Source organism: Methylobacterium mesophilicum, assembly GCF_036441335.1.
GTDB lineage: Bacteria > Pseudomonadota > Alphaproteobacteria > Rhizobiales > Beijerinckiaceae > Methylobacterium > Methylobacterium mesophilicum_B.
Map to the genome: position 1 here is coordinate 122,915 of NZ_MLBW01000033.1, position 12,029 is coordinate 134,943.

Genomic DNA, 12,029 nt, shown 5'->3' on the forward strand with positions numbered 1-12,029 from the left:
CTCCGTCTCAGCCGGGGTGCCGCCGCGCCGATCATGGGCGGCCGCCACGACCGCGATCCGCCGGATGTGCTGACCGGATCGACACGCCGACAACATTGATCAGTTGTTCGAGGTCGCTTTATTGCATTTCTGGACATTTACAATTCCAGTTCGGTCGATTGCCCGGAAGCGTTGACGGGGCTCCGACGGATCTGTCTATCCTGTCGACGGACACATCGTGGCCGACCGTTATTGGCTGACGCACATGCGCTGCGTGGGACGCACGGTTTCAGCGGGACGCTCCGCGCCGCGCGACGCCCCGCCGTCGATCCTGCACGCGCGGATCGACGGCGGTCGCGCGCGCCGCTCGGCCGACACGGCTCGGCCGGACCGCGCGGCGACGTCGCCCCATCCGAAGGCAATGTCGGTCAGTCGATCCGGAGTTGTTAAGCACACTCACGAAGTCTAGTGCGGTTCGACACAACAAAATTGATCGCCCCTCGATAAATAAATCTCGGCGGTCCAGAGTCTCGACCAACCGATCAGTTCTGCGACGACAGAGGTTCCAATGTCTGACAATCACGAAAAATTCATGGCCCGGGCGATCGCCCTGTCGGAGAAGACGTCGCTGGTCGACAGCGCCGGCGGCGTGTTCGGCTGCGTGATCGTCCAGGACGGTGAGATCATCGCCGAGGGCGCCAACCGGGTCGTCGCCGAGAACGACCCGACCTGGCACGGCGAGATCGAGGCCATCCGCAAGGCCTGCAAGGCGCAGGGCAGCTTCAAGCTCCGCAACGCGACGCTCTACACCAGCGCCGAACCCTGCCCGATGTGCATGGCGGCCGCCTACTGGGCCGGTGTGAAGAACGTCTACTACGCGGCGCAGGTCGAGGACGCGCTGGAATACGGCGGCTTCGACGACAGCATGATCTACGCCGAGCTGAAGAAGGATGTCGGCGAGCGCTCGATCCCGACCCAGCAGATCATGCGCGAGGAGGCCGTCGAGGTCTGGAAGAAGTACGCCCAGAAGGCGGACCGCGTCCCCTACTGAGGACCGGATCGAACGATCGGCCGTCCTGTTCCGCCCGCTCTGGCCGCTTCGCCCGAGCGGGCCCTCTCGCCCGCGCAGTGCCGTGTCATGAACGCTGAGACTCTGAGAACGGCCTGCAAGGGCCCGGTCATCGCCGCGGGCGACCCGCAGTTCCGGGACGCCCTTCACGGGAACCTGTGGAACAGGCTGATCCCCGACCGGGCGCCGCAGGTGATCGTCAAGGCGGCCGACGAGGACGACATCGTCGCCACGGTGAAGTTCGCCCGCGCGCACGGCCTCAAGGTCGTCGTCCGCGGCGGCGGCCACAACTGGTGCCAGCCGACCCTTCGCAACGGCGGGATCCTGATCGACCTCGGGAGCCTCGACAGGATCCTGGCGATCGACGTCGCGCAGCGCCGGGCCGTCATCCAGCCCATTCTGAGCAACCGCGACCTCCAGAAGGCGCTCAACGCCCACGGCCTCGCCTTCCCGACCGGCCACTGCCCTCAGGTCAAGGCGAGCGGCTACTTCCTCGGCGGCGGCATGGCCTGGAACCCCACGGTCTGGGGCTACGGGACCGAGAGCCTCGAGGCGATCGAGCTCGTCACCGCCCAGGGCGACCTGATCCGGGCCAGCGAGACCGAGAACCCGGACTTCTTCTGGGCCGCGCGGGGCGCCGGCTCAGGCTTCTTCGGGATCGTCACGAAGTATTTCCTCAAACTCCACGCGCTGCCGCGAGCCATTCATGGGAGCGAGTACTTCTATCGCCTCGAGGACGCGCCGGCCATCGGCACGTGGCTCGGCAAGATAGCGCCCACGATCGCGCCGAGCGTCGAGCTAACCCAGTTCCTGGTGAAGGCGCCGCCCGCCCTGGCCGAGGTGGCGGCGGCCCAGAACGGCTGGGTCTGCTTGATCACGGCCACAGCCTTCGAGGACACACCGGAGGCGGCGCGGCGCGCGCTGGCGCCGCTGGATGACGCCCCGGCCGAGCCCCTGTCGAGCGCGCGGGTGACGCCCCTCGACTTCGAGCAGCTCTTCGACGCGTCCGGCGCGCTCTTCCCGGAGGGCCTGCGATCCCGGGTCGAGGCCACCTACTCCAATCACAGCCCCGGCGACCTGATGGCGGCGATCCTGCCCCTGTGGCGGAGCGCGCCTTCGGAGACCTCGGTGTTCCTGGCGACGATCTTCTGCGGACCCGACGTCCCGGGGCCGCAGCGGAACATGGCCCGCTCCATCGGCGGGAAAGTCTATGGCGGCCCCTGGACCATGTGGCACGAGGCTGCGGGCGATCAGGCCAACGCCGCGTGGCATCAGTCGGTGATCGCCGCGCTGAAGCCGTTCAATGTCGGCTACTACATCGGCGAGAGCAACACGGTCGAGCAGCCCGAGATCGTCGCCCAGGCGTTCACGCCCGAGAAGTGGCAGAGACTGTGCGCGCTGCGCGACAGGCACGATCCGGATCGCGTGTTCTTCGACCACTTCGACGGTCTTCGCTGAGTCGCGGCGCGGTCACGTCGGCGTGTCGATCGCGTCCCAGGGCGCGTCGCGGTCGTTCTGGAAGCCGGTCAGCCAGTTGAGCGCGACGTGGCGCTCCGCCACGACGTCGCCGTTGAGCCCCGCGAGGGCTGTCCCCTTCTGCCGCGCCTGCCGGACGACCCAGTGCTGCCGCCACGCGCGGTCCAGCGCCTCCAGGATCTCGCCGGACGGACGCAGGCGCGCGGACTCGGTCGCGCTGGCGTCCCGTGCGAGGGGCGCGACCGCCCGCCAGAGCGCGTCCACGTCGGCCGTGGCGTCGCTGTCGGCGATCCGGGCCGCGCTCACGCCGAGCGCCCACAGCAAGGTGTTGGCGGCCTCGTAGCGCCAGGACGCCGCGGCGGCGTCCTTCGGGTCCGCCGCCTCGATCTGGGCCCGCTCGGCCGGTGACAGGGAAGCGAAGCCGGTGGGATTCAGCGCCTTCTGTCCCGGCGCGAGCAGCGTCGTGCCGGCGCCGAAGGCCTGCCCCCAGGCGGCGATGTAGAGCAGGGCCAGAGCCCGCCGGAGCACCTCCGCCGGCGGTTGCAGCGCGAGTTCCGCCTCGCCCAGCGCCGGGGGCATGCCGGCCGGCGGTCTCGGGTCCAGATCCTCCAGGCGCTCCAGGGTCCGCGCGCGGCGCGCGACGGCGTCGGGTGGATAGGGCAGACACGCCGCGGGATCCGTCTCGCCCGCGGCCGACAGGAGGAGCGCCATGTCGGGCGCGCGCACCGAGCCGTCCGGCAGGAAGAGGACGGCGTTCGCCGCGAGCGCCCAGGTCTCCACGCGGGGCAGGTCGGACGCGGCGACCGCGAAGCTGACGTGGTTGCGGACGCGCTGCAGGTGGCGCCACAGGTGGTAGCGGGCGGCGGTCATCTGCCCGTCGCCACGTCCCATGACGTAGCCGATGAACCCGTCGAGATGCGCCTGCAATGCGGGGTCGGACAGGTCCCGCCGGCCGTTCGGCGCATGGTCGAAGGCGAGCGCGGGCAGGTCGCGCACGGTCGCGTAGGCGTTGACGAGGAGCGGCTCGTCCGCCTCCGGCGCCGGTGCCGCGTCGGCGCGTCCGAACAGCCGCTTCAGCAGGTTCATGGTCTCTCCCTTCGAGTCTTCCCGCGCAGCGGCGCCGTCGAGGCCGGCATCCGCACCGGGCTCACCGTGTCCGGTCGCGCCCGCCGCAGAGTCGCAAGCGAGGCGCAGGAGCGGACGCAAGCACAGTGCGGCGGGCGTTCCGGCCGGACAAGGCGCTGACCCGGCGCCGCGCCCGGCACCGGGTCAGCGCCGGAGTCATAGTCGCAGCATTCGGTTGACCTGGCCATCCGACCGGTTAGAAAACCGGCCGTCGAATCGGATATCGATCTGGTTGCGCCCAATCTTTGTCCTCCGGAAGCTATGGCTCGATCGCACCTATAGCTTCCTCGGTCGAGACTGTTCGTTGCGCCGGCTCGATACCGGGACGCCGATCCATCCGCCACCTTGCCGCGCCCGCGTCTCGCCATCCGGGAGTCGACCATCGCCGAAGCAGCGCCCCCGCGCGAACGCTCGCGTCCGCGCGCCCTCGCCGGCCTCCTGGCAGCGACCGTGCTGCTGCCGCTCGCGATCCTGCTGATCGGGCTCTGGCAGTCGCAGCGCGGCGTCGACGATCGGCGGGCCTTCGCGGCCGAACGCGACCGCCTCGGCGCGGTCGTGGCGGATCTGGAGGCGCGGTCTCCGCGGGACGGGCGCCCCGATTTCAGCCTGCAGTTCCGGCACGACGGCCGCCTCTACGGCGGCCCCTACGCCGTGGTGAAGGCCCGCGAGATCCGCGACCATTCGGGGACCCTCGCCGCCGTGATGGACTGGCGAAGCCGATTGCCGGCGGTCGCGGTCGCGGGGGGCGGCATCGCGGCGGCGCTGTCCGTGCTCGTGCTGCTCGTCGGCGGCCTGCTCGGGCGCCTGGGGCGCGGCTCGCGCGACGCCCTGGTCCGCGGCTTCTCGCTGGTGCGGCGGCTACTCCCGGCCGCGCTCGCCGTCCAGATCGTGGCGGCGACCGCCGGCCTCGTCGCGGTGGTCCTCTTCGAGGCCGGGATGCTCGTCGACGGCGGCCTCGGCGGCGGCAGCGTGAAGCTCCTGGCGATCGCGGCCGGCGCGGTCGGCGGCACGATCCTCGCCGCGTGCGGCGCCCTGNGCCCGCCGCGCCCTGGCCGAGCGCGCCGCGCGCGCGACCGCCACGGCCGGCAGCCACCCTCCCGAAGCCGAGCCTGTCTGAGGATCACATGGGATCGCCCACGAAGCCCGAGAGCGCCGAAACCCTGCGCCTGCCGCAGGACCGCGCGAGCTGGCGCGTCATCCTCGGCGTGGTGTTCGGCTTCGTGCTGTTCGGCGGCATCCTCGCGGCCAGCGCCGTCTACACGGCGCCCGTGCTGATCTCGGACTGGCAGATCCGCGAGGCCGCCCGGCCCGTCCCGGACGCCCGCGTGAGCGACGGCCAGTGCAGCAGCAAGCTCGTCTTCCACATCTGCGACGCGACGCTCTCGCTGCGGACGCCCCAGGGCAGCGTGACCCGCCGGGTCAACTACGTGTTCACCGGCCTGCACGCGGGCGACTACACGATCGACGTGATGGCCGACCCGGCGCATCCCGAAACCGTCACCACCGATCTCGGCCTGGACCGGCTGTGGAACCGGGCAATCACTCTCCTCGCGATCGACGGGGCGATCCTGGCCGGCCTGCTCGGCGCGCTGATCTCGATCCTCCGCAACGGGCGCGCGGCGTTCCGGACCGCAGCCTGACCGTCCGCGCGGCGGGAGGCGCCGGCGGCCGAAAGATCGTACAGGCACTCCGCGCGCGCACTAGAGCGGCCTAATATCTCAGAACGCTCTTATTACTTTATGAAAATCCCGATTTTTTCTATCGATCTTAGGTATGCGGCGGCGGTCGCAGAAATCGCGAAGCCAGTTCGCCGGTTGACCCCCGCTTTCGGTAGTATGCGCGGGTTGATAACAATTTTTGTTGCAACAACTTGCGCGCGACATATGCTACCGATCTAGAACAGGCGCCCGAATCGGGTCTGTCTTGCGTATCGAACCTGTATTGTCGCAAGGCACGGCTGCCGCGCGGGGTCGCCAGACCACGGAACGACCGGGTCGTCCGGTCGACGCGACGCGCGGGTGTGCCGATCATGATGTTGACTGTTCCCGCCCTGCTGTTGGAATTGACGCTGACGACGCCGGTCTCGGACAAGATGCCGGTCTTCGACGTTCGCGGCAGCTGCCGGGCGGCGACGAAGGAGATGACCCTCGATGCCGGTCGGCAGAAACTCTGCCTCCAGGACGAGGGGTCGGCCCGCGCCGAGGTGGCGAAGAAGTGGTCCAGCTTCCCGGCGGTCGATCGGACGCGCTGCGCGGCGGAAGCGCAGCTCGACGGCCTGCCCAGCTACGTCGACCTGCTGGAATGCCTGACCCTCGCCCGGGAGGCCAAGGCCGAGGACGATCAGTAGCCGCGGCAGGACCGAGGCCGAAGACCGTCCCGTAACGCTCTCAGGTTGAGGGTCGACCGTGCCGACCGTTCCGCAGCTTCCCGGATCCCTCCGTCTCCTCGCCCTGGCGGCCGTCGCGGGCCTCACCGCCGGTTGCCACGAGTCGAACCAGTACGTCCCGCCGCCGCCGCCCAGCGTCTCGGTCGCGCAGCCGGCCGTGCGCACGGTGACGCGCTACTTCGAGCTCACCGGCAACACCAAGGCCTTCGCGGCCGTCGAGCTCGAGGCGCGGGTCCAGGGCTTCCTGGAGGCGATCACCTACAAGGACGGCGCCGTGGTGAAGAGGGGCACGCCGCTCTTCTCCATCCAGCGCAACACCTACGAGGCGCAGCTCAAGCAGGCGCAGGGCGCCCTGGCGGCGCAGCAGGCCGCCCTGGCGAACGCCCAGTCCGAGTATCAGCGCCAGTCCACGCTGGGCCGGCAGGAATTCGCCTCGCAGGCGCGCGTCGAGGACGCGAAGACCAAGCAGGACCAAGCCAGCGCCGCCGTCATGGAGGCGCAGGCCAACCTCGACATCGCCACCATCAATCTCGGCTACACGCAGGTCTCCGCACCGTTCGACGGCGTGGTCACCAACCACCTCGCGGATGTCGGGGCGCTGGTCGGCATCAGCGGACCGACCAAGCTGGCGCAGCTCGTGCGCATCGATCCACTCTACGTCTACTTCAACATCAGCGAGCAGCAGGTGCTGCTGGTCAAGGAGCACCTGCTCGCCACCCATCGGACGCTGGGCGACCTGTCCAGGATCCCGGTGGAGATCGGCCTGCAGACCGAGACCGGCTATCCGCATACCGGCAAGCTCGACTACCTCGCGCCGCAGGTCGACCCGTCCACCGGCACGCTGATGGCCCGGGCGCTCATCGAGAACGGCGACCACGCACTCCTCCCGGGCCTGTTCGTGCGCGTCCGGATCCCGGTCGGGCGCCAGGACAAGGCCCTGCTGGTGCGCGACGACGCCATCGGGACGAACCAGCAGGGCAGCTACGTGCTCACGGTCGGGGCCGACGACGTCGTTTCCCAGCGGGTGGTGACGCTCGGGCCCCGGGACGGGCGCTACCGTGTGATCGAGACGGGTCTCGAGGCCGGCGACTGGGTCGTCACGGACGGCATCCAGCGGGCGATCCCCGGGGCGAAGGTCGCGCCCCAGAAGGTGGCGGTGGCCGAGGCCTCGCCCGACCCGGCGCCACTCCCGCGGTGAGCCGTCGTCCGACGCTCGCGGCGCTGCCGACGAGGCCGACTCGCCCGACGATCGGACAGTGATCTCCGCCACCCCGCGTCCCGCCCTCGCGGCGGGCCGCCCCTGAGACGCCGGCACCGAGGGCCTACGGCATGATCTCGCGCTTCTTCATCGAGCGGCCGGTCCTGGCCAACGTGCTGGCCCTGGTCATGGTGCTGATCGGCGCGGTGTCGCTGCTCAACCTGCCGGTATCCCAGTATCCCAACGTCGTGCCGCCGACGGTCCAGGTCACCACCCGCTACCCGGGCGCGAGCGCGCGCACGGTGGTCGACACGGTGGCGCTGCCGATCGAGCAGCAGGTCAACGGCGTCGAGGGCATGCTCTACATGCAGTCGACCAGCGCGAGCGACGGCACCTACACGCTCACGGTCACCTTCGCGATCGGGACGGACGGCGACCAGGCCCAGGTGCTGGTGCAGAACCGGGTCGCGATCGCGATGTCGTCGCTGCCGCAGGCGGTCCAGGTTCAGGGCGTCACGACCCAGAAGAAATCCACCGCGGTCCTGCAATTCGTGACGCTGTCGGCCAGCGACGGGAAGTTCGACAGCCTGTTCCTGTCGAATTACGGCGTCATCAACGTGCAGAACGAGCTGGCCCGGCTGCCCGGCGTCGGCAACGTCACGGTGTTCGGCGCGGGCCAGTACGCGATGCGGATCTGGCTGGACCCCGACCTCGTCCAGGCCCGCGGCCTCACCCCCGACGCCATCATTAACATCGTGCAGCAGCAGAGCCAGGAGGTCACCGCGGGCGCGGTGGGGATGCCGCCGGTCCCGGCCGGACAGGACTTCCAGTACACCCTCAACGTCAACGGGCGGCTCAACAACGCCCCGGATTTCGAGAACATCGTGATCAAGGCGGACGCGCAGGACGGCGGCCGCATCACCCGCCTGCGCGACGTCGGCCGGGTCGAGCTCGGCGCGCAGACCTACAGCCAGTCCTTCACGCTGAACGGGCAGCCGGCGGCCGGCATCGGCATCTACCAGCTGCCCGAGGCGAACGCGCTGACGGTGGCGAACGCGGTCCGCACCCGGATGGCCGAGCTCGCCAAGACCTTCCCGTCGGGCCTCGTCTACGCCATCCCGTTCGACACGACGGAGTTCGTGCAGGCCTCGATCCACGAGGTCTACAGGACGCTGTTCGAGGCGGCCGTCCTGGTCCTGATCGTCATCCTGGTCTTCGTCCAGGACTGGCGCGCCATGCTGGTGCCGGCGACGACGGTGCCGGTGACGATCATCGGCGCCTTCGCCGCCATGGCGGCGATGGGCTTCAGCGTGAACCTCTCGACGCTGTTCGCGATCGTGCTGGCCATCGGCATCGTGGTGGACGACGCCATCGTGATCGTCGAGGGCGTGTCCCACCACATCGACGAGGGGATGTCGCCCCGGGCGGCGGCCGAGAAGGCGATGGAGGAGCTGTTCGGCCCGATCATCGGCATCACCCTGGTGCTCATGTCGGTGTTCGTGCCCGCCGCGTTCCTCCCCGGCCTGACCGGGCAGCTCTACAAGCAGTTCGCCCTGGTGATCGCCGCCACCGCGCTGATCAGCGCGATCAACGCCGCCACCCTGAAGCCGACCCAGTGCGCCCTGTGGCTGCGCAAGCCGGTGCCGCCGGAGAAGCGGAACGTCTTTTACCGCGGCTTCAACCGCGTCTACGGGGTCCTCGAGGGCTGGTACGCCCGGCTGATCGCCACCATGGTCCGGCGCAGCGGCCTCATGGTCGCCGTGGCGCTCCTGCTGATCGGGCTCGCCGGATGGGGGCTGACCCGCCTGCCCACCGCCTTCCTGCCCACCGAGGATCAGGGCTACGTCCTCATCGGCGCGCAGCTGCCGGACGGAGCCTCGAAGGAGCGCACCGACGCGGTGATGCAGCGGATCAGCGCCCAGGCGAAGGCGACGCCGGGCGTCGACAACGTGCTCTCGATCAGCGGGATCTCGGTCCTCGACTCCAACGCCACCCTGCCCAATGCCGGCGTCGCCTACGTGGTTCTCAAGAACTGGGACGTCCGGGCCGAGGAGAAGGGCCAGGATCTGCGCAGCCTCTACGAGCGCTTCAACGCGATGCTGGCGGGCGTCGAGGACGCCGAAACCTTCGTGCTGATCCCGCCGCCGATCCAGGGCATCGGCAACGCCAGCGGCTTCACCATGCAGATCGAGCTGCGCAACGGCGACTTCGACTACCCGCTGCTGGAGAGCCTCGCCCGGACGATCGTCGCCGACGGGAACTCGCAATCGGGCCTCAGGAAGCTCAACACCTCGTTCCGGGCCGGCGTGCCGCAGATCGCGATCGCGGTGGACCGGGTCAAGGCCGAGGCGCTCGGCGTGACGGTCGGGCAGGTCTTCTCGACCCTCTCGAGCTACGTCGGCTCGTCCTACGTCACGCAGTTCAACAAGTTCGGCCGGACCTTCCAGGTCTACGTGCAGGCCGCGCCCGATTACCGGCTCCGCCCCGAGGACGTCGAGAACCTGAAGGTGCGCGCCGGCAACGGCGTGATGGTGCCCCTCGGCACCGTCGTGGAGATCAAGACGGTGCGGGGCCCGTCCCTGATCAGCCTCTACAACCTCTACCCGACCGCCACGATCGTGGGCGGGGCGGCGCCGGGCTTCAGCTCCGGGCAGGCGCTGGACCTGATGCAGCAGATCGCCGCCAAGGTGCTGCCGCCGGGCACGGGCTACGACTGGACGGCGATGTCGTACCAGGAGAAGGCGGTCGGCGCGCAGATCTACCTCGTGTTCGCTCTCGCCATCCTCCTCGTGTACCTAGTCCTGGCCGGCCAGTACGAGAGCTGGATCCTGCCGCTGGCGGTCCTGCTCGGCGTGCCGCTGGCGCTGCTCGGCACGGTCGGGGCGCTGCTGCTCCTCGGCGTCGCCAACAACCTCTACACGCAGATCGGCCTGATCCTGCTGATCGCGCTGGCGAGCAAGAACGCCATCCTGATCGTCGAGGTCGCCCGCGAGAAGCGGCAGGCCGGCCTCGACATCGCGGCCGCGGCCGTGGAGGCGGCGCGGCTGCGCTTCCGCCCGATCCTGATGACCTCGTTCGCCTTCATCCTCGGTGTCCTGCCCCTCGTCACCGCCTCCGGGGCCGGGGCCGCGGCGCGCAAGTCGATCGGCATCACCGTGTTCAGCGGGATGCTCGCCTCGACCTGCCTGGCGGTGCTGTTCGTTCCGTCCTTCTACGTGATCCTGCAGCGCATCGAGGAGCGCCGCGCGCGCGGGCGGCAGCCCGGCCCGGTCGCCGCGCCGCCTCCGGCCGGGAGAACGCCCGAAACCGGACAGGCGTGAGCCGGACCGCGAGCGCGGCCCCGCAGCGCCTCCTCTGGGCTCATGGCCGGACCACCACCGATCCGCCGCCCATCAGCATGCTCGGCCGTTGACGCCCTGACATCGCACAACCTATTAGATATAGCATAAGCTATATAGATGGGTCAGGGCTATGCCGCACGCTGGCGCTCCACGTCGCCCCTCGTCACCGGGATCAGTCCTGCGCGGCCTCGCCGTGGCGCTGGGACTGGCCGCGGCACCGGCAGGGGCCCAGACCCTGCCCACCGCCGCCGAGAACCTGACGCCGGGCGACCTCGACAGCGAGCATCTGTTCGGCGTCACCGAGGGCAGCGACCTCGGCGTTCCTGGCGAGGCGGAGCTGGAATGGGAGACGAGCGGGCGCCTCGGCCGGCGCCTCGCCCGCTTCCTCGCCGTGGACAGCTCCCTCGCCCTGAAGGTGCCGCTGACCCACGAATTTCGCCTGGCCCCGGGCGTTACCTTCAACGCCTACGACGTCGGTGCGCCGAGCACGCCGGCGCGGACCACGGGCGGCTTCAACGGCGGCTTCCTCGAGACCCGGCTGCGCCTGCTGGACCGCCGGACGGCCCCGTTCGGCCTGACCCTCAACCTCGTGCCGGGCTACGGGACCGTCGACGGCGGGTCGGGCGTGCCGGCGCGCAGCTTCGGCACCGAGATCGGCCTGCTGGCCGACCGCGAGATCATCGCCGGCAAACTCATCGCCGCCGTCAATGTCGGCTTCGCGCTCTCCACGACGCGGCTGACCGTGATGGACGCGCCCGTGCGCGGATCGGGGATCGAGGTGTCGGGCGCGCTGGCCTACTGCGTCCGGCCCGGCCTCTTCCTCGGCGGCGAGGCCCGCTATGCCCGGACCTACGACGGTCTGGGGCTCGACCGGTTCGCGGGCGAGGCCGTGTATCTCGGACCGACCGTCTACACGACCCTGTCACCTCAGGCCTGGGCCTCGTTCACATGGAGTTTCCAGGTCGCCGGGCAGGCGACGGGCGAGCCCGGCCCGCTCGATCTGTCGAGCTTCGACCGCCATCAGATGCGGCTGCGCGTCGGGTACAGCTTCTGATCGCGGCCCTGTCCCGCACCGTCGCTTTCACAGCGTCGATGGACGCACACCGACAGAAGGGTCCGCGCAGACTTTCAGGATCTTCGAAGCAGAGACTGGCACGCGGCGACGCATGTAGTGGACGCCGGACTGCTGCTTGAAGGGTCGGGGCATCGGGAGAGGCACTGTGACCACCTGTGTGTACAACAGGCCGATCAAGAAAGCCTTGCCGTGCAACGACTTCTGGAAGATCAGGCACTTAAGGGAGTGCTTGGCGGAGAGGGGGGGATTCGAACCCCCGATGCCCTTGCAGGCATGCCGCATTTCGAGTGCGGTGCATTCAACCGCTCTGCCACCTCTCCGCAAGGTGCCTCGATGAGACGGGCGGTGCGTAGCACGCGCGGTCCCGCTTCACAAGCGAG

The 12,029-nt window shown here is 69.7% G+C and carries 8 protein-coding genes and 1 tRNA gene; 7 read left to right on the top strand and 2 right to left on the bottom strand.

Going from position 1 to position 12,029, the window contains the following annotated elements:
- The first annotated feature begins 547 nt into the window (after positions 1-547).
- Complete coding sequence (locus MMR14E_RS20370) at positions 548-1,030, top strand: nucleoside deaminase (protein ID WP_012321704.1); 483 nt, start codon at positions 548-550, stop codon at positions 1,028-1,030.
- Between the two features lie 87 nt (positions 1,031-1,117).
- The gene (locus tag MMR14E_RS20375; protein WP_331316794.1) at positions 1,118-2,506 is read left to right on the top strand and encodes an FAD-dependent oxidoreductase; all 1,389 of its coding nucleotides are present in this window, start codon (positions 1,118-1,120) and stop codon (positions 2,504-2,506) included.
- Positions 2,507-2,518: 12 nt separating this feature from the next.
- On the opposite strand, the gene MMR14E_RS20380 is transcribed toward MMR14E_RS20375, so the two are convergent.
- Complete coding sequence (locus MMR14E_RS20380; RefSeq protein ID WP_331316797.1) at positions 2,519-3,610, bottom strand: DUF4272 domain-containing protein; 1,092 nt, start codon at positions 3,608-3,610, stop codon at positions 2,519-2,521.
- Between the two features lie 1,244 nt (positions 3,611-4,854).
- On the opposite strand from MMR14E_RS20380, the gene MMR14E_RS20385 reads away from it, so the two are divergent.
- From MMR14E_RS20385 to MMR14E_RS20405, 5 genes are all read left to right on the top strand, one after another.
- Positions 4,855-5,289 (top strand): hypothetical protein, encoded by a 435-nt coding sequence (locus MMR14E_RS20385; protein WP_331316798.1) that lies wholly within the window; start codon positions 4,855-4,857, stop codon positions 5,287-5,289.
- Positions 5,290-5,678: 389 nt separating this feature from the next.
- Positions 5,679-5,996: a hypothetical protein gene (locus MMR14E_RS20390; RefSeq protein ID WP_331316799.1), complete on the top strand. Its 318-nt coding sequence runs from the start codon at positions 5,679-5,681 to the stop codon at positions 5,994-5,996.
- A gap of 58 nt (positions 5,997-6,054) precedes the next feature.
- The gene (locus MMR14E_RS20395) at positions 6,055-7,233 is read left to right on the top strand and encodes an efflux RND transporter periplasmic adaptor subunit (protein ID WP_419539376.1); all 1,179 of its coding nucleotides are present in this window, start codon (positions 6,055-6,057) and stop codon (positions 7,231-7,233) included.
- A gap of 131 nt (positions 7,234-7,364) precedes the next feature.
- Positions 7,365-10,553: a multidrug efflux RND transporter permease subunit gene (locus MMR14E_RS20400; RefSeq protein WP_331316801.1), complete on the top strand. Its 3,189-nt coding sequence runs from the start codon at positions 7,365-7,367 to the stop codon at positions 10,551-10,553.
- A 214-nt stretch (positions 10,554-10,767) separates the two neighbouring features.
- Positions 10,768-11,628 carry a hypothetical protein gene (locus tag MMR14E_RS20405; RefSeq protein WP_331316803.1) on the top strand — a complete coding sequence of 287 codons (861 nt, stop codon included), beginning with the start codon at positions 10,768-10,770 and terminating at the stop codon, positions 11,626-11,628.
- 251 nt (positions 11,629-11,879) lie between these two features.
- Here MMR14E_RS20405 and MMR14E_RS20410 read toward each other — a convergent pair.
- A tRNA-Ser gene (locus MMR14E_RS20410) sits at positions 11,880-11,969 on the bottom strand.
- Between the last annotated feature and the right edge of the window lie 60 nt (positions 11,970-12,029).